The sequence below is a fragment of the Vibrio sp. JZG120 genome (assembly GCF_053890955.1).
The window spans coordinates 1,187,155-1,205,614 of sequence record NZ_JBSRRK010000001.1 but is presented as its reverse complement, the minus strand read 5'-3'; the positions used below and the strand labels follow the sequence as shown (position 1 = coordinate 1,205,614).

Annotated in this window: 19 protein-coding genes; 12 read left to right on the top strand and 7 right to left on the bottom strand. The window is 46.3% G+C overall.

What is annotated here, in order from left to right; translation table 11 throughout:
• The first annotated feature begins 51 nt into the window (after positions 1-51).
• Both ACWPOD_RS05220 and ACWPOD_RS05215 read left to right on the top strand, forming a co-directional pair.
• Entirely contained in the window at positions 52-999 is a 948-nt protein-coding gene (locus ACWPOD_RS05220) for an endonuclease/exonuclease/phosphatase family protein (protein ID WP_456231624.1), read from the top strand.
• Between the two features lie 176 nt (positions 1,000-1,175).
• On the top strand, positions 1,176-1,547 hold the full coding sequence (locus ACWPOD_RS05215; protein WP_456231623.1) for a hypothetical protein: 372 nt from the start codon (positions 1,176-1,178) through the stop codon (positions 1,545-1,547).
• Between the two features lie 108 nt (positions 1,548-1,655).
• On the opposite strand, the gene ACWPOD_RS05210 is transcribed toward ACWPOD_RS05215, so the two are convergent.
• Genes ACWPOD_RS05210 through ACWPOD_RS05200 form a run of 3 tightly spaced genes read right to left on the bottom strand, consistent with a single transcriptional unit; the run spans position 1,656 to position 4,631 of the window.
• Positions 1,656-2,753, bottom strand: a complete 1,098-nt coding sequence (locus tag ACWPOD_RS05210) for an ABC transporter permease (protein WP_005498311.1) — start codon at positions 2,751-2,753, stop codon at positions 1,656-1,658.
• On the bottom strand, positions 2,753-3,679 hold the full coding sequence (locus tag ACWPOD_RS05205; RefSeq protein ID WP_047725664.1) for an ABC transporter ATP-binding protein: 927 nt from the start codon (positions 3,677-3,679) through the stop codon (positions 2,753-2,755). The genes ACWPOD_RS05210 and ACWPOD_RS05205 overlap by 1 nt, the downstream gene beginning before the upstream one ends.
• Before the next feature lie 4 nt (positions 3,680-3,683).
• Positions 3,684-4,631 carry an HlyD family secretion protein gene (locus ACWPOD_RS05200; RefSeq protein ID WP_025442935.1) on the bottom strand — a complete coding sequence of 316 codons (948 nt, stop codon included), beginning with the start codon at positions 4,629-4,631 and terminating at the stop codon, positions 3,684-3,686.
• Between the two features lie 406 nt (positions 4,632-5,037).
• On the opposite strand from ACWPOD_RS05200, the gene ACWPOD_RS05195 reads away from it, so the two are divergent.
• Positions 5,038-6,072, top strand: a complete 1,035-nt coding sequence (locus ACWPOD_RS05195) for a lactonase family protein (RefSeq protein ID WP_456231622.1) — start codon at positions 5,038-5,040, stop codon at positions 6,070-6,072.
• 86 nt (positions 6,073-6,158) lie between these two features.
• Here ACWPOD_RS05195 and ACWPOD_RS05190 read toward each other — a convergent pair whose 3' ends face one another.
• Positions 6,159-6,950, bottom strand: a complete 792-nt coding sequence (locus ACWPOD_RS05190) for a PhzF family phenazine biosynthesis protein (RefSeq protein ID WP_046873726.1) — start codon at positions 6,948-6,950, stop codon at positions 6,159-6,161.
• A gap of 188 nt (positions 6,951-7,138) precedes the next feature.
• Between ACWPOD_RS05190 and ACWPOD_RS05185 the strand changes: the two genes are divergently transcribed.
• Together ACWPOD_RS05185 and ACWPOD_RS05180 are read left to right on the top strand one after the other, a co-directional pair.
• Positions 7,139-7,672, top strand: a complete 534-nt coding sequence (locus ACWPOD_RS05185; protein WP_005391235.1) for a YbhB/YbcL family Raf kinase inhibitor-like protein — start codon at positions 7,139-7,141, stop codon at positions 7,670-7,672.
• A gap of 21 nt (positions 7,673-7,693) precedes the next feature.
• The gene (locus ACWPOD_RS05180) at positions 7,694-8,473 is read left to right on the top strand and encodes a helix-turn-helix transcriptional regulator (RefSeq protein WP_005391234.1); all 780 of its coding nucleotides are present in this window, start codon (positions 7,694-7,696) and stop codon (positions 8,471-8,473) included.
• A gap of 42 nt (positions 8,474-8,515) precedes the next feature.
• On the opposite strand, the gene arsB is transcribed toward ACWPOD_RS05180, so the two are convergent.
• Together arsB and ACWPOD_RS05170 are read right to left on the bottom strand one after the other, a co-directional pair.
• Entirely contained in the window at positions 8,516-9,571 is a 1,056-nt protein-coding gene (arsB, locus tag ACWPOD_RS05175) for an ACR3 family arsenite efflux transporter (protein ID WP_170902669.1), read from the bottom strand.
• Positions 9,572-9,655: 84 nt separating this feature from the next.
• A complete protein-coding gene (locus ACWPOD_RS05170) occupies positions 9,656-9,997 on the bottom strand; it encodes an ArsR/SmtB family transcription factor (RefSeq protein WP_145472108.1) in 342 nt (113 codons plus the stop codon).
• Between the two features lie 395 nt (positions 9,998-10,392).
• Between ACWPOD_RS05170 and ACWPOD_RS05165 the strand changes: the two genes are divergently transcribed.
• The 7 genes from ACWPOD_RS05165 (at position 10,393) to ACWPOD_RS05135 (ending at position 17,879) form a co-directional block, all read left to right on the top strand.
• Complete coding sequence (locus ACWPOD_RS05165) at positions 10,393-12,150, top strand: SgrR family transcriptional regulator (RefSeq protein WP_258687334.1); 1,758 nt, start codon at positions 10,393-10,395, stop codon at positions 12,148-12,150.
• A 432-nt stretch (positions 12,151-12,582) separates the two neighbouring features.
• Positions 12,583-13,026, top strand: a complete 444-nt coding sequence (locus ACWPOD_RS05160; RefSeq protein ID WP_005391226.1) for a PTS sugar transporter subunit IIA — start codon at positions 12,583-12,585, stop codon at positions 13,024-13,026.
• Between the two features lie 12 nt (positions 13,027-13,038).
• On the top strand, positions 13,039-14,466 hold the full coding sequence (locus ACWPOD_RS05155) for a PTS mannitol transporter subunit IICB (protein ID WP_134645896.1): 1,428 nt from the start codon (positions 13,039-13,041) through the stop codon (positions 14,464-14,466).
• 47 nt (positions 14,467-14,513) lie between these two features.
• Positions 14,514-15,785: a zinc-binding dehydrogenase gene (locus ACWPOD_RS05150; RefSeq protein WP_456231621.1), complete on the top strand. Its 1,272-nt coding sequence runs from the start codon at positions 14,514-14,516 to the stop codon at positions 15,783-15,785.
• 59 nt (positions 15,786-15,844) lie between these two features.
• Positions 15,845-16,363 carry an MltR family transcriptional regulator gene (locus tag ACWPOD_RS05145; protein ID WP_456231620.1) on the top strand — a complete coding sequence of 173 codons (519 nt, stop codon included), beginning with the start codon at positions 15,845-15,847 and terminating at the stop codon, positions 16,361-16,363.
• Between the two features lie 9 nt (positions 16,364-16,372).
• Positions 16,373-17,107: a nucleoside/nucleotide kinase family protein gene (locus ACWPOD_RS05140; RefSeq protein WP_395220095.1), complete on the top strand. Its 735-nt coding sequence runs from the start codon at positions 16,373-16,375 to the stop codon at positions 17,105-17,107.
• A gap of 25 nt (positions 17,108-17,132) precedes the next feature.
• On the top strand, positions 17,133-17,879 hold the full coding sequence (locus ACWPOD_RS05135; protein WP_456231619.1) for a PHP domain-containing protein: 747 nt from the start codon (positions 17,133-17,135) through the stop codon (positions 17,877-17,879).
• 215 nt (positions 17,880-18,094) lie between these two features.
• On the opposite strand, the gene ACWPOD_RS05130 is transcribed toward ACWPOD_RS05135, so the two are convergent.
• Positions 18,095-18,430 carry a helix-turn-helix domain-containing protein gene (locus ACWPOD_RS05130; protein WP_048625270.1) on the bottom strand — a complete coding sequence of 112 codons (336 nt, stop codon included), beginning with the start codon at positions 18,428-18,430 and terminating at the stop codon, positions 18,095-18,097.
• Positions 18,431-18,460: the final 30 nt, after the last annotated feature.

Below are 18,460 nucleotides of genomic sequence, written 5' to 3'. Positions count from 1 at the left end.
CGAGTTGAGAAATTGCATTTAAGCTTATGATATGTAATAGCGAAACGAGCAGTGCGTGTGCCGAGCGTTTTTAAGTGGATCATATTGCTTCTACCCGCTCTTATTTGGCTGGCGGTCAGGCAAATTGAACATATTTGGTGGGCGGAGAATCTTACCTCGATTCCCGCCCTCATTGTGTTCACTTACGTTGCTTTAGCCTCGGCGTTTTTCATCACTCGTCGATGGTTGCAAAGTGCATTTTCTGCCTTTGTCGCTATTTTGTTTGTCTCGTTACTTGTTCCGTCGCAGCGCAGCCATGTGACATCTTGCTCACAGTCGTTGAGCGTCATTCAATTCAATCTTTTTTACGAAAACTCGGACATCAATCAGTTCATCAACTATCTGTTGAGGCATCCTGCTGATTTGGTGGTGATGCAAGAGCTGACGCCGCGTGTTGGCAGCCTTTTGCACATGTTGGATGATGTCTATCCGCATTATTATGGTGGCCAACGTGACGTGGGGTATCCATCAAATTTGATGATTCTTAGCCGACACCCCATCACGGAGGTTTCGGTTTATCGTGCGCCAAATGGACAAGAAGTCATCAGAGCGGTTTGGTTGCCTAAAGGTCAAGCACCGATCACTTTGTTTGCGGCTCATCCACCGTCACCAAGAACCAGCGAGCTTTGGCATCAAAGAAATGCGCTGGTGCGAACCATAGAAATGCTGACCGCGCTTTATCCCGAGCCAGAGGTGTTGGTTGTGGGGGATTTCAATCTCTCCTCGGTTAGCCCTCGTTTTTCTGCGCTATTCCCGAGTTTTCAAACTGCGCCAGTGACGAGCTGGCCAACTAACATCAAAGGCATCAACGTGCCAGAGCCGATGATGATAGGCATTGATCATTTGTGGCTAAAATCTGAGCAAGAACAGCGAATCATATGCTCTCGTGAATCCTCTGCTTTACCACAAGGCTCAGATCACCGCATGGTGACAACCCAGATCGGTGCGCATATTCCATAGTTAAAGCCCTTAGAGTTTGTCATGTTTCATAAGTAAAACCGGTACTGAGCTTTTCATAGAATTGACTGTCTCTGACTATTCTCTGTTATTTGAGCAAGTTCCATGACCTAAACTTTGCTTGCTTCCTATACTGAACTAACGAAGCAGGATTTTTATAACAACAAGAGGCAGCTTGCATGACAAGAACAACCTCATTTGCACTCGTTCTAGTACTGATGTGCGCATACTTTGGTTACAACCGTTATTACGTGTATCCGCAGCAGTTGGAAACACAGGCCAAATCCATGTTGATACAAATGGCAAATCGCGAAGAGTGGATGGATGTGTTTGAAATGATGAACCGCGTAGAAGCGCACAAAGGGCATTTAGAGCTCGTGGCCGATGTTACGTCTTCTGATGGCAAACGTGCTTACAGTGAAGGCTTTATTACCTATACTGATCGTGAAGGTGTCGTCTGTAAACAGGTGGTGTTTAACTTTAAAATCAACTCTTTGAAAAACTACAGTATTTCAGACTTACGAGACTGCTCGTACGGCGAATATTATTAAGGTGAGTTGCTTAGTTAAGTCCGGTAAAACTAAATTTGAATATCCAAACAAAAATAGCCTCATTGTCGAGGCTATTTTTGTTTCTGCGAAAGAGAAAAATTGGCAAGTTTAATCGAGCGATTTCTTAAACCTCAGTGACGCAACGACCAATCCAAATACGGTAAACCCGAGCAACCAAAGGGTATCTCGCCATAAGTCCATCAGATCCGCTCCTCGCAACACTATGCCTCGAATCATGCGCATAAAGTGAGTGGCGGGCAGGGCTTCTGAAATCCACTGTGCTGCGACTGGCATGCCCTCGTAAGGGAACATAAATCCAGACAGCAGAATTGAAGGCAGAAGAATGAACACCGTCATTTGCATGGCTTGAAGCTGAGTTGTGGCGATGGTGGATATGACCAATCCTAAAGTTAAGCTGGCGGCGATAAACAACAAGGTTCCAAACAGAATTTGGCTGATTGCACCGTTAATCGGCACGCCGAAAATCCAATGTCCCAACCCTAGAATGATGAAAACCTGAATTAAGCCGACAAAGATATACGGCACGATTTTCGCCACCATTAGCTCTATCGAGTGGATGGGCGTGGTGATCAATAGCTCCAAATTTCCCCGTTCACGTTCTCGTACAATCGCGGCACTGGTGAACAAAATCATCGTCATGGTGAGAATCACACCGAGTAAGCCGGGTACGATGTTGACCGCAGAACGCCGACTTGGGTTGTAGTAGAGTGCGACTTCGAATGTTTTGCTTGGCGCTGGGCGAATCTCGAAATCAAAATCGGTCAATGGCATGGTTTGCAACGACAATATTGCCGAGCTGATCATGGTATCTGACCCATCCACAATCCACTGCCCAAGCTCCCGACCTTGCATCATGCGTTGCGTGAGATCGCTTGGCAAAATCAGCACGGCGCGCACAATACCATCTTGAATCGCTTGTTCAGCCTCTTGCGCGGTGGCATAGGTTTCTTTGATATCCACCACTTGAGTGACTTTGACGGACTGGGTAATGATCCGTCCGGCGGTGCTGCCACTTTGGTCGACAACACCTACCGGAATGTTGCGAATGTCCGTATTGATTGCAAAGCCGAACAACAAAAGCTGGATAAGCGGGATCATCACCACCATGCCAAATGTGATTCGGTCACGGGAAAGTTGGCGAATCTCTTTGATCATGACGGCTTTCATGCGGGCGATAGGTTTCATCATTGGCGGCCTTTCCCTGTCACGCTGACAAAAACATCTTCTAAGCTTGGGCGAGCGTGGTTCATTTCAGTGTTTTGAAGTTCGGGAAACGTCTGCTTTAACCATTCAATCGGTTGCTCGACATGCTGGTGGATAAGGATGCGTAAACGAATCCCCAACTGCGCCGCAGAGCGAACTTCGTCACGTTGAATCAGCTTTTCTTTGAGTTCACGAAGTTTGTCGGCTTTCACCTCAATGATATTAACGCCCATCTGTTCCATTAACTGTTCGGGCTCGCCATCGGCACGAATTTCGCCCGATTCCATGATCGCCAGACGGTGGCAGCGTTCCGCTTCGTCCATGTAATGCGTGGTGACCAAAATCGTCGTACCTTGATCGCACAAGTCGAACAACTGCTCCCAAAAATCGCGTCGATTTTCGGGGTCAACGGCGGATGTCGGCTCATCCAAAAATAGCAGTTCGGGTTTATGCATGGTCGCGGCGGCGAGTGAAAGACGCTGCTTTTGTCCGCCACTCATGCCGCTTACGCGCTGTTTGCGCAATTGATCCAACCCGTAAGTGGTGAGCTGCTCTTCTATCCGCTCTTTCAGCGACTTGCTGCTTAAACCAAAAATTTGCCCAATAAATTCGAGGTTCTCTTGAACGGATAGGTCATCGTACAACGAGAACTTTTGTGTCATGTAACCAATTTTGAGCCGCAGTTGTTCGGATTGTTTTGGGATTTCTAATCCAAGCACATCCACACTGCCTTCGCTTGGACTGAGAAGGCCGGTGAGCACACGAATGGTGGTCGACTTACCGCAACCATTTGGCCCCAAAAATCCGTAAATGCTGCCTTTGGGCACGTTGAGTGTGATGTTATTGATAGCAGTAAAGTCGCCGAACTTTTTGACTACATTTTGAGCTTGAATTGCATACTCGGTCATTGGCTTACTCCACCAAATCTACTTGGGCAGGCACACCGGACGGCAACGTTTTTGCAGACTCAGGTAAATCAACTTCTGCTAGATACATCAATCGTGAACGTTCTTCTTCGGTTAGTGCGAAGTAGGGCGTGAATGACGGCTCACTAGCCACCCAACGAACGGTGCCTTGTAATGGACTCTCCAGGCCATCGACATTTACCGTCACGGTTTTCCCAGGAATAAACCCGATTCGATAATCGGCAGGAACATACACTCGCGCATACGGCACGCGGTTGGCTTGAATCACGGCAACCACACCGTTCACTGGTACGCGTTCGCCAAGGTTGTAAGGCAAATTATCGAGCGTACCGTCACGCGTGGCCGTGATGGTGAGTTCTGCCAGTTTTTGCTCTTGCAACGCCACTTCGGCTTTTGCCGCCATTAAAGCGGCTTTAGCTTGTTCGATGTCTTCTAAGCGAGAACCTGCGGTGAGCTTACTGAACTCTTCTTTTGCTGAGTCTAATTCCGCTCTCGCAGAGTCCCTTGCCGCAAGAGCGGAATCTTTTTCGGATTGGCTGATGAGCTTTTTACGCACCAGTTCTGCTTTGCGTTGATAGTTTTTCTGCGCTTCGGTGAGCTGCGCTTCCGCTCGGGCTACGCGTGCCGATGCGGCAGCAATGTCTTCTGGGCGTTCACCATTGGTCAATTTAAGCAAATACGCTCCCGCTTTGGCTTGCTCGGCAACGGCGTGTGCAAGAACTGCTTGTTGATTCTTAGTATCGAGCTGAACCAACACTTCCCCTTCACTGACCAAGCTGCCTTCTTTGACAGGAAGGGCTCTAATTATCTCATTAGATGTGGCAGTAAACGTTACGCGGTCACGTTCTAAAGTGCCAAGCGCTTGGTGCGTGTTATCTTTTGAACAGGCGCTTAAAAGGGCAATAACCAATGTGCCAAAAATGATTCGCTTCATAGTGCGGTGCTTCCTTTGAAGAAGTAATGCATGAATAGATAACTTGTGAACGGGAGCGTGTTGATTGAGCCTGCCAACCCGTCGCTAACTGCCATCCATAACGATTTCTTTTTAGAGCTTAGCATTTTATCTACAAGCGATTCTTTTTAAATAGAGAGGCTTAGCGTTGGAACAAGCTTGTCGCGAGGTGGAATGAAAAAACCTTGAACGAGGTCAGGTTTTTCCTGATAAGTAAAATTAAATGCCCAGCGATAAACACTAGGCTAGTTGGGGCAGCAAGTTGTCACTTGATTCTGAATTAGAAATCACTTCACATTTTAAGTGGCTGATTCGTAAAATGGATTGCGGTCGGCCATGACAATAGGCAAGGTGTTGAATAATACGAATCACTCATATAAGGCCATCCATGACAACAACTGGTCACGTGCATTTTTATATTGGCACTTACACCAACCCACCGAGTACGAGCACGGGCATTGCGCGTCTATCGCTGAACACTGAAACGGGTGAACTGACTCGGCTTGACGATGTTGTAGTTCAACGTAATCCGTCCTATCTCACGAGCACCGAACACGGGCTGTATACGTTTAGCGAAATGGATAGAAATGAAGGTGCAGAGCTCGTGTTTTTTCGCGGTAGTGAATCCGTCTCTTTGCCGATTAATGGCGATTATCCGTGTCATTTGGATATCAAAAAAACGTTGTTGGCGGTTGCTAATTATGGCTCTGGAAATGTTAGCGTATTTCAATTGGATCGCGATGGTAAACCGCTTGGTTTATTGGCGGATTTATACGTTGATGGATGCGGGCCGAATTTAGAGCGCCAAACTTCTCCTCACGCTCATCAAGTCACGTTTTTAAAGCACAGTCATCAATTGGTTGTCGTAGACTTGGGCAGCGATAGCGTCCTTATTTATGATTACGATGCCCAGCCGCCGGTTTTTTCACTGTCGCAAGTGATTCATTTACCCGCAGGTTCGGGACCGCGCCATGTGGTGTTTAACCAACAAGAGTCGACAGCGTATGTGGCTTGCGAACTGTCAGAAACCTTGATTGTGTTGGTTAAGCACCAAGATAAATGGCTTATCTCGAATCAAACAGAATTATTAGAAGGGGAAGATAATCAGCAAGCGGCGGCGGCGATTCGTCTTTCGTTAGATGAAACGTTTTTGTATGTCTCTTGCCGAGCTCAGAACAAAATCAGTGTGTTTGATGTGTCTGGTGATACGCCCAAAAGGCGAGCAGCCATTCACTGTGAAGGGGCTTTTCCACGAGATTTTGTGTTGTCTCGTGATCAAAAGTGGTTGCTGGTTGCCAATCAACATTCCAACAATGTGGTGAGCTTACGTCGCAATCCTCAAACAGGGGAAATTACTGCAACGGGTTATGACTGTGAGATAGGCTCTCCAGTGTGTATTGTCGAACACCTTTGTAACGATTAACGCAGAAGCAGCAGGAAATAGAAAAGCCTAGCGGGCGGCTAGGCTCTCAAGGATAAAAACAGTTAACGCCAATCTTCGAGGCACACTTAGACGTAAATTTTGCCTTTCATATACAACACACCATCACCAGATACATTGACGCAATCCTCCTTGACTTCGCAGTACAGAACGCCACCACGCGCTGATGCTTGATACGCCACTAAAGATGCTTTGCCGAGCTCTTGCGCCCAATATGGTGCTAAGCCTGCGTGGATTGATCCTGTGACAGGGTCTTCATCTCCGCCGTTTGCTGGCCAAAAGTAGCGAGATACAAAGTCGTATTGACTGCTTTTTGATGTGACGACGACATCGTAAGGGGCGAGTTGTTTCAGTTGGTCGGATCGATATTGAACATCGAAAACGGTTTGCTCATCTTCCACGATGACGAAGTAAGCTTGCGGGCTAAGCAGTACGTGTGTTACTTCGCAGTTTAATCCCTCAATTAATTGCGTAGGAATGGCGTTGACGGGGTGTGGCGCTCTTGTCGGAAATGTCATTTCAATCTTGCCAAGTGCGTTCTTAATTACGGTTAAGGTGCCCACTTTTAATGTGTGAAACTCAATACTTCCTGTAACGCCTAGTTGGTCGAACAACACCATAGAAGCGGCGAGCGTTGCATGTCCACAAAAGTCGATTTCTGTGAGTGGCGAAAACCAGCGTACTTCATATTGATTCGTACCAATCGCTTTAACAAACGCGGTTTCAGAGAGGTTGTTTTCCGCTGCAATGTTTTGCATTAGATCTGGTTCTAACCACTCTTGCAAGGGTACAACTGCGGCTGAGTTGCCTTTAAATTGCGTGTCTGTAAATGCGTCAACGACGAAGATATCCAGTTCCATTTTGTCTTCCTTGTTCTATAAGTGGTTAGTTAGCATAAACCAGATGCAACTCAGAAAATAAGAAATTTATGTTAGAATCTTAAAGTTTCAAAATAGACGATGATTTTATGTTTTATGATACTTATTGGTGTGCCCTGGCTTGGGTTGATGAATAGACTTGAATTGAACTCATTGAAAGGAAGAAACACATGAAAGCGATTCACAAGTCTGTTTTGGCCCTTAGCGTTTTGGTTATCGGCTCTGCCCATGCTTTTGAACTAACGAGCAAAGATATTCAAGAAGGTCATCCAATGGCGAAGACATTTGAATATTCAGGTTGGGGATGTGATGGTGCGAACCAGTCTCCACAACTGATGTGGAAAGACGTTCCAAAGGGTACAAAAAGTTTTGCGATTACCGCGTACGATCCTGATGCACCAACAGGCAGTGGTTTTTGGCATTGGATAGCGTTTGATATTCCAGCCTCAGTTAACGAGCTGCCTCGTGGCGTTGATATCAGTAAGCTCGGCGGTAAGGAGTCTCGTATCGATTACGGTACTACTGGTTTTGGCGGCGCATGTCCGCCAGAAAAAGATGGTATGCACCGCTACCAGTTTACCGTTTGGGCGCTGCCGAGTGATAAGTTGAACTTGGATGAGAACACGCCAGCGGCGGTTGTAGGATTTACGTTGAATAGTGTTGCATTGGACAACGCGAAGTTAACCGCGACTTACACACGATAATTGAATACGAAAGGGGAGAAGATGGGGCATCAATATCAAGTGACGCTGTTTCGTGCGGAGCAGCAGCAAAAGCTACGTAACGTCAGGATTCACTCCCCGAGTATTATCCAGATCATTAAAGGGAGTAAGCGTCTGTTTTGGAAAAACGAAGCGTTTGATATTCTTCATCCTAACATCATGCTTTGTGAAGCAAACGCTTCGCTGAATTTTGAAAACCTTCCTCAACAAGGGCGTTTTCTTTCACGAATGTTCAGTTTTCACTGCGTACCTAGCGATGAAATGTTAGAGCTGAGTATGAGTAATGCATTGGGAAATTACGTCCCAGCGGTGGAGACAGACAAAGCACTGCAAGCGACATTAAATGCCTTGTTTTCTTTTGAACGGGAAAGTTTAAGTGAAGCGACGCAACGTTATTGGATGATGGGGTTGTATCAGCAGTTAGCAGAGCGAGGACTATTGCATCGGCTTTTCTCGAGTTCCAATACCTCGTTCAGTCAGAAACTCAGCCGCTATCTGTCACGCTCTCCGGGCGATGACCACCCTTTGGAATTTGTTGCTGAGCGCTTTGCTATGAGCCGAGCAACGTTGATACGCAAACTCAAGCAAGAGGGCACTCAGTATCGCGAAGTGCTGGCAGAAGTGCGCTTAAATCACGCACTCTACCTGATGCAAAATGGTTCATACAACGTTGCGTTACTCGCGCAGTTGTGTGGCTATCAATCGGAAGGCCGTTTTAGCCAACGATTTAAAGGGAAGTTTGGTTTAACGCCCAGTGAGTACATAAAAACTGTCGTCAGTTAGTACTTAATATTGCTGTTTGGCTCGATCTTTATGTTTCCAATTTTAGCTCTGGTATTTGGTTTTCATCCTCAGTGCGACGTTAACCAAAGCAATCAGAACAGGAACCTCGATTAGCGGACCAATCACGCCAGCGAATGCTTGATCGGAGTTCAGGCCAAATACAGCAATGGAAACCGCGATCGCCAGCTCGAAGTTGTTGCCCGTCGCCGTAAAAGCGATGGAGGCATTTTTATCGTAGGGGATGCCCATTCTCTTCCCGATAAAGAAGCTGGTAAAAAACATCAATACGAAGTAGATCGCTAGTGGGACTGCCACGCGGAACACATCCATTGGTAGCTGTAAAATCATCTCTCCTTTGAGGCTGAACATCAGCACGATGGTGGCGAGCAAAGCGATCAAAGTAATGGGTGAAATTCGAGGAATAAACACATCGTTGTACCACTTCTCACCCTTTGCAGCGACTAACCATTTACGACTGAGAAAACCAGCGAGGAACGGAATGCCTAAGTAAATCAATACGCTTTCCGCAATGTCTCCCATGGAAATATCAACCACAAAACCTTCATAGCCAAAGAACGGTGGAAGTACGGTGATGAATAGCCAAGCCATAACGCTGTAAGTCAGAATTTGAAATGCGCTATTTAATGCCACCAAGGCCGCGCCATATTCTTTGTTGCCGCCGCCAATATCATTCCACACTAAAACCATAGCGATGCAGCGTGCAAGGCCAATCAAAATAATACCGACCATGTAACCTGGATGATCACCAAGAAAGGTTAAAGCAAGAACGAACATCAGGATTGGGCCGATGATCCAGTTCATAACCAGAGACAGCGTGATGGCTTTTTTATCTCTCGTTACCGTTCCTAATAGACCGTAGTTCACCTTGGCTAGTGGTGGGTACATCATCAAAATCAAACCAATGGCGAGTGGTACGTTCGTACTACCAACGGACATTGCTTCGTTCCATTCTGCTACTTGCGGGTAGGCTGCGCCTATCCCCACGCCGATGGCCATTGCGACAAAGATCCAAACCGTTAAGTAGCGGTCAAGAAAGCTCATTTTTTCGCTGGCACTATTGAAAACTTCAGTCGTCATAGTGGTCTCTATTCGTTTATCGTCGAAAGGCGATATATAAGGTTATAGTTTATCTTTGCGCGCATGGAAAGCGCGCAACGTGTCTTAGCTAAATAAACCGGAAAATTGAGCGTTAAACGCGTTCAGTTTTTCACGTTGAATGCGGTAACAAACCTTTGGCGGGTTAGGTTCTGCACTGATAAACCCTGCCTGTTTTAGAATACGTAAGTGTTCTGATACGGTCGATTGCGCTAAACCTAACTCAGAGACTAAATCGCTATTTAAGCAGCCGCCCATAGTGTCTAAAGTGTGAAGAATATGCAGAATGCGTAAGCGAGCAGGATGAGACAGCGCTTTTGCTTGAGCGGCGAGTGCTTGCTCTTTATCCAGTTGTTTTTGTGTGGCTTCAAAAGCAAATTCGCATGTTTCGCTGCATTTGTTGCTCATGAGCAGACCTTTATAGTTAATCGTCGAATTACGATTAAGTGTACGTGTGCTTTTTATAAGGCGCAACTGTTGGCAGTAAAAAAGCAGAACTTAAAGATACGACGAATTGGGGGGTGTGGTATCAGGAGCTAAGTTCTGCTTGGGGGTTAGGTTATGAGCAATTTTCTATATTTCCTGCTCGCTAAATCAGTATGGTGAAAAAAGGGGAGGCGAAAAAGAGAGTAGATTTCTTCGCTTTATTCCTGATAAAACCGAATTGGTGGGGTTTTCCTACAATATAGGTACGAAATGTTAGTAAAAGGGGAACAAAGTGTTTGGAAGTTTTCTTATTTTATTGCCGCCAAGTTCAGTAAAATACGCCTATTGAATGGCCTCCTAGAGTTAAGGTGCGTGCGGTGTCTGATCTCAACTTATTTCGTTATTACCAACGCTTGCTCTCTTTTGGTGTTGGTAATGAAGCAAAAACCACGCTGCAAGAAATCGCCGATTTATTGTTTACTTCGCCTCGTCATGCGCGCAGTTTGCTGGCGCAGATGCAAGAGATAGCGTGGTTAAGTTGGCGACCAAAACCGGGACGGAACCAGCGTTCAACATTGTTGTTAAACGTTGAACTCAGCGCGCTAAAAGAAAGCCTTGCACTAGAGCGAATCAAGCTTGGTAAGTACGAGAAAGCGCTGTCGATTCTGGATGAAGATGAAGCTGCATTTGGGCGACTCCTCAAAACAACGTCGGGCGCATCGGTAAAAGAGGGGCGGCTCAATATTCAGCTGACCTACAAACGCATGTTCGAGCGTGTGGTTCCGCATCAACTGCAGCGAAGTAGTGAACGTTTTTTGCTTCGCCAAATTTATTGTTGTTTGGTTTCGAGCGATTACAACGGACAGGTGCAGCCAGAGTTGGCTCATCATTGGCGTTATGATGACAGCTTGTACGAATGGACATTTTATCTTCGTCCGGGTCTGACTTTTCATAATGGCAACCCAATTGATGCTGAAACGGTTGTCAGTTTGTTCGCCAAATTAAGCTCTTTGGAATACTACGAAAAAGAGCTGGCGCATGTTGCCAACATTACGGCACTTAATCCATTGAAGGTTGTTTTTAAGCTTAACCGACCTGACTTGGGTTTTGCTGGACTTATTTCTGGCGTGAAATATGGCATTCAGCCCGTGAGTCAGGTGAACGTTGCGAACAACAAGTTGGTGGTGGGGAGTGGTCCATTTTCCGTCGTTGAGCACAGTGAAAACCGTTTGAAACTGCAAGCGTTTGATGGCTATTACGCGTGTCGAGTATTAACGGATTTTGTGACGATATGGATCGTCAACGATGAACAGATGGAAAATCCATCGCTTGCCGCAAACACATTGCAACCAGAACCCGATTCTGCTGATGACATGTGCAGCCACTATATGTCGACGCCAAACAGTGAAGTATCACCAGCGAGTAAACGCAGTCGAACGGAAGACGGTTGTTTGTTCGCACTGTTTAACCATCATGCAAAGCACGCTTTGTCTCAGGCCCAGCGCCGATACATCAGTGAATTGATTCAACCTGAACAGCTAGCTGACGTGATGCGTAATGAAAACATTATATTTGGGAGCATACCTGCTTATAACTTATTGCCTAACTGGAAGCCAGTGTTGCGCCCCTTTGGAGAAGCGGTCAAGTTGCCAAAGCTGATCACCATCGCAGGGTACAATTACACGGCACTACGCCGGTGTGCACGAGCGATTTCTTCGCGTCTAAAACATGCGGGCAGCCGAGTCGAGATCGTTATGTACTCCTACCGTGAACTGAGCGAGAAAGCCAAAAACGGTACGCTTGATGAGACTCTGGTTGTCACCAATATTAACTTGGACGATAACCGTCATGCGTCTGCGTTTAGCAACTTCTTTAGCAATGCCGTGCTTTACCACACCTTAGGGGCGCAAAATGCGGCGTGGTTGGATGCTCAAATGGAAAATGTCCGCGCATTCTCACCGCTTGAAGATTATCTGAGCGCGTTAGAGCCGATTGCGTCCACATTGATTAGCGAATATTGGATTGCACCGATGTTTCACCATACTCAGACGCTACGTTTTCAAGGGGTCTTGGAAGATGTCGCACTCACAAACTGGGGATGGCCAGACATACGATCCGTTTGGTCTGCGGACTGATCAAAACCGCCTGAATGGCGGTTTTTTTGTGTCTGCAATTTGGTGAAAGCCAGTGACGTTTTTATTTTTTCTAGCCAACAAGTGTGATGCTTATCTACGTTTGAGCGCGAGTGATCAAGAAACGGCCCGAAATGAACTTTGAAATTAATCACGAATTATATCGAGTCAATAGGTCTAATGTGATCTAATTTAAATAATGTAACTTTAAGAATATTTTCGAGAAGGTGATTGTATTCAAAATTCGTCTATTGACTTGTTGCTCAAATAAAATTTGTAGATTTTTTACGTGTGGGATTTTTGAGCTCTGTCCATTTAAACAAATTGACAGGCTTTAAAGTGTGACTCGAAGCGCAAAAGTAGCTCGGTTGCGCGGTTGGGACTCTGTTATTGATAATTAACCCATCAGATGACGAACTGTTGATAGGGTTAAATATGTTGTACGAGTTAATCGACCACGAACTAGTAGATGTAATTAATGATCGCGCTTACCAATGGCAAGATGCGGTTAAAAAGACAACGCAATACCTAGAAAATAAAGGTTACGTCTCCCAGCATTATGCTGATGCAATCATCCGTTCAACGGAAGAAAACGGTCCTTACTATGTGTTATGCCCTGGATTGGCAATGCCTCATGCCCGACCTGAAACTGGTGTTTTAAAAACAGGCTTAGGCATTCATATTTTCCCATCACCTGTTGATTTTGGATCGGATCTCGGTCCGGCCAATATTCTTATTACCTTAGCTGCGAAAGACTCTGATACCCACATTGAGGTGATTCAAGCGTTGAGCGAGATGTTTGTGGATGAAGAGAACATTGCAAAACTGGCACAAGCTTCTTCCAAAGAACAAGTGCTGGACATAATAAAAGCATACTAAAAGGAACATAACGTGAAAGCAAACATGCGAGCCAATGTGCAAGCCTTCGGAGGTCATTTGACCGCCATGGTGCTGCCAAATATCGGAGCCTTTATCGCTTGGGGCTTTATTACTGCACTCTTTATTCCTACGGGCTGGATGCCAAACGAAGCCTTTGGCGAACTCGTGGGGCCAATGATCACTTACTTGCTGCCACTTTTGATTGGTTACACCGGTGGTCAGATTGTTGGTGAAAAACGCGGCGCGGTAGCGGGGGCTATCGGTACGATGGGCGTGATTGTCGGGGCTGACATACCGATGTTTGTTGGCGCAATGATCATGGGCCCACTGAGCGCTTGGGTTGTGGTGCAAGTGGATAAACGTATTCAACACCGCATCCCTTCTGGTTTTGAGATGGTAGTGAACAACTTCTCACTAGGTATTGTGGGCATGATTCTGTGTCTGTTCGCCTACGAGATTGTTGGTCCTGCGGTAACAGCGGCAAACTTGTTTGTGAAATCAGGCATCGAAGCGTTGGTTGCAACGGGTTTCCTGCCTCTGTTAGCGATCATTAACGAACCAGCAAAAGTGTTGTTCCTCAACAATGCCATTGATCAAGGTATTTACTACCCACTAGGCCTGCAAGCGGCCGCAGAAACGGGCAAGTCCATCTTCTTTATGGTGGCATCTAACCCAGGTCCAGGTCTTGGTATGCTGCTGGCTTACGCGAAGTTTGGTCAGGGTTTGTCTAAACGTTCTGCGCCAAGTGCCATCATCATTCACTTCTTTGGTGGTATTCATGAGTTGTACTTCCCATATGTACTCATGAAACCAATCATGATTGTGGCAATGATTGCTGGTGCGGCGACAGGTATCGCAACCTTCAACCTATTCGATGCCGGTTTGGTCGCGGGTCCAAGTCCAGGCTCTATCTTCTCTTACCTTGCTCTTACTCCGAAAGGTAGCTTCATTGCGACCATCGCAGGTGTGACAAGTGCAACGATTGTCTCTTTCTTGGTAGCAAGTGCGATTCTGAAAGTGAGCAAATCAGAAGAAAAAGAAAGCGAGTTTGAGAAATCAGTTTCTGACATGAAAGAGATGAAAGCGGAAGGCGCAGTTAAGCCAGTTGCGGCAGCTGCGACGACGCAAGAGCCGAGCAAGCCAATTTCATTTGTCGCATTCGCATGTGATGCGGGTATGGGCTCTAGTGCAATGGGCGCATCGACCTTCAAACGCAAGCTGGTACAAGCTGGGATAGACATTGAAGTGAAGAACTTCGCCATCGAGAAAGTCCCGAGTGAAGCCGACATCGTCGTGACGCACGAGAGCTTAGAAAGCCGCGCAGTCAACGCGACAGGTTTACCAGTCGTAACGATCAAGAACTTCCTCAACGACCCAGCGCTTGACGAGCTGATGGATAAGATTAAGCAACAAACGGTCGCGACTGAGCAACCAGCCTAACAATGCAGTTTGGGGCGGCAGGTATCGCCCCAATTAGGAGAGAAATCATGGTACAAACAACGGCAGCGGTTATCTGTGGTGAGAAAAACGTTCAATTAAGAACCTTTGATTTACCAAACATTTCAGCCGACGAACTTCTGGTTAAAAACATTTCAAACAGCATTTGTCTATCCACTTACAAAGCAGCATTGTTAGGTAGCAAACACAAACGCGTTCCTGAAAACATTGATGAAGTGCCAGTGATGACTGGTCATGAATATGCAGGTGTGATTGTTGAAGTTGGTGAGAACCTAAAAGATCAATACAAAGCAGGCGATTACTTTGTACTGCAACCAGCAATGGGTTTGCCTACTGGTTACTCAGCGGGTTACAGCTACGAAACCTTTGGCGGCAACGCAACGTATTCCATCATTCCTAAAATCGCTATCGACTTAGGTTGCGTTTTGCCTTACCACGGTGACTACTTTGCAGATGCGTCTTTGGCTGAGCCAATGTCTTGCATTATCGGTGCGTACCATGCGAGCTACCACACCACGCAATACGTGTACGAGCATGATATGGGCATCAAAGAGGGCGGTGCGTTAGCGCTTTTGGCGTGTGCTGGCCCAATGGGCATTGGTGCGATTGACTATGCGATCAACGGCCCGGTGAAGCCAAAACTGATCGTGGTGACGGACATCGACGCCTCGCGTTTAGACCGAGCTGAAAGCCTCATTCCCGTTGCAAAAGCCAAAGAGCAGGGCGTTGAACTGCACTATGTGAATACCGCTCAAATCGACGATCCGGTCGCGTATCTCAAAGCACTCAACGGTGGCAAAGGCTACGACGATGTAATGGTCTACGCGGCTGTTGCTCAAGTGCTAGAACAAGCCGATGAGCTGTTGGGTAACGATGGCTGCCTAAACTTCTTCGCAGGCCCAACCGATAAGAATTTCAAAGTGCCGTTTAACTTCTACAACGTGCATTACGAATCAACCCATATTGTAGGGACGTCCGGTGGTTCAAAGGGTGACATGGTGGAATCTATTGAGCTTTCCTCACAAGGCAAGATCAACCCGTCTTTCATGATCACCCATGTTGGTGGCTTACAAGCTGCACCCCATACGATTCTGAATCAGTTGGATATTCCGGGCGGTAAGAAGTTGATTTACCCACATATTGACCTGCAATTGACGGCGATTGATGACTTTTTATCGCTGGCAGATCAAGACCCGTTCTTTGCGGAACTCGATGCGATTTTGTGCGCGAACAACTATGTGTGGAACGCGCATGCAGAAAAAGCGTTACTTGAGTTTTATGACGTGAGCTTAACGGTTTAGTTGCAACGAATTTGTGTGGTAGCCTTTGCGCTGCCACATAATGGAGAGGTCATAATACGTTGTCACGTGAAGATGAATTACTGGAGAAACTGGACGAGTGCGAAAATGCCACTGCGTTTCTTCAGGTTTCTAACAAAATAATTAACCTCAAGTTAAAAGCATTATTTCCGAGCGTGTTCGTCCAAGACGATCTCGTGAAGGAGTATGCTGTGGATCCTTTATTGAAAGAAGATGGTCCGCTGGTGACCACCGATGTGGTATCGAAGCTGATGTTTGCGATGGGTAAAATCTCTTTGGAAACATACGCCGATATCGGGTTGTACGATCAGGTGTTGGAGTACGTGGTTAGCCAACCGGAGAAAGTTGAATTCGCGGATGACGTGATTTACGACTTCATCAAAAACCAAGCGGTACTCTCTTCTCAGCAAGACAGCTTTTATCTTGAGTCGATCAATCAGCTTAAGTTCTCTTCGTTTGAGTCCTTTTCGCAAATGAGATACGAATCTCTCATCAAAACAGTGTTGAAGCTGTCATGTGAAATGTTGATAGAAAGAATCGAAGGGGAGATCAATCAATAAGGGTTCACCATGAAAGTGAATTTAAACGTCAGTGGTTTTGAAACCGAAGCTACCTTTCCTGATGCCGACGTAAAGCGAATCCATCAACCTCTTATCGAAAAATTTACCCGTCTTTATCATGAGAAGCAGGAACGCATTGTGGTGTTCTTGTGTGCCCCTCCGGGTAGCGGTAAGTCAACCCTTGCTGCGTTCTGGGAACATCTCTCTGAACATGATGAAAGCCAAGAGCCTTTACAAGTGCTGCCGTTTGATGGTTTCCACTATCCAAATGAGATCCTCGACAACAATACGATTGAACGAGATGGCGAGCTCGTGCCTCTGCGCAGTATTAAGGGGTCCTATCAAACATTTAATCTGACGGAGCTTATCGACAAGCTCAAACAGCTCAAAATGAAAGATACAAAATGGCCATACTACGACCGCAATTTGCATGATCCAGTCGACGACGCCATTTTGGTAAATCGGAATGTGGTTGTCGTTGAGGGGAATTGGTTACTGCTTAATGAACCAGTATGGAAAGAACTGCATCGCTTGGCCGATTTCACCGTCTTCGTAGATACACAGCCTGAGTTTCTACAAGAGCGTTTAGTCAATCGTAAGATTCGTGGTGGTACAGAGCCAGAAGCTGCATTGGAGTTTTATTTGAACTCAGATGCCGTAAATGTAGATAAGGTTTTAAATCACTCGATTCCAGCGGATCTCACGCTGTTTCTCAATCAAAACGGTTCGTTCGAAATTCGATAATTCGTCCACAACTTAGGAGGTCACCATGGATATCGTCGTTGATAGCCACACCCATACTATTGCCAGTGGACATGCTTACAGCACCATTTTAGAGAACGCATTGGCAGCGAAGAATAAGGGGCTAAAACTTCTTTGTACCACCGATCATGCTCCCGAAATGCCAGGAGCCCCTCACTACTGGCATTTCAATAATCAAAGAATTTTGCCCCGCTTTTTACACGATGTAGGTATTCTCCGTGGTGTCGAAGCCAACACGCTGAATGTGAAAGGGGAGATAGATTTACCACCTTCCTCTGACCAACATCTTGACTGGGTGATCGCGAGTTTCCATGAACCCGTATTCAAGCCCGCAACCGAAGCTGAGCATACTGCCGCTCTGATAAATGCGATTAAAAGCGGCAGGGTGGATGTTCTCGGTCACTTAGGCAACCCAAATTACCCATTCGATATGGAACAGGTGCTGCGCTGTGCTAAAGAGCACAATGTTGCGGTTGAAGTTAACAATACATCTTTGACAGGCAAAAGCCGTAAGGGTAGTGATTCCCGTTGTGATCGCATTGTCGAGCTGGGCAAAGAGATTGGTGTTTACTTCAGTACCGGATCTGATGCGCACTTCTGTGAAGAGATCTCTAAGTTAGATTTGGCGATTGCTTTGCTGGAAAAACACGGTGTGGAAGAAGAGAAGATACTCACTACGTCGACGAGCCGATTCTTGAACTTCTTATTGCTGAGAGGTAAGGCGAGGATTCCAGAGTTTAAGGATTTTTACTAAGTAAAATCCCAAACACATTAAACGAAGTATTTTCTTATACAGCCCTAAAACCCGCCAAGCTGCGGGTTTTATTCGTTTTGGGGAGGCGTAGAACAGACAACGCGACTGTCATATAAAGCGTGAAAAGAGGAATCAATGAAAAAGGGAACGAAGGCCATAATTCGAGAATATTATAGGCCGAGCGGGAATTTTATTGCTCTTAATCAGTCATAAGGTTATGAGCCGCTTTTTGTGTTCCGCTGTTCAATAACGAGCGATAACAGGCGAACAAGTAGGGACTGAGCTTCAGGAGACAGCAAGCGTGCAACGGCCATTAGATCATCCGCTGTTACGTGTTGAACGCCTCTTATATCCAATGCGATGTCGAGATCGGTCAAATGCAGAGAGCGCAGTATGGAGCGATATTGGGAAAGTTTCAGGTCGGATTCTCCACGCTCTATCCGTTGATACGTTTTCACACTCATCCCTGCGATGTTTGCCATTTGTTCACGGGAGAGGCCACTCGCTTTTCTTCTCGCAATCAGTGCTTCAATAATAGGGTCGACCTGCATGTGCTCTCCTGAAAGGACAGTTTTGACCTA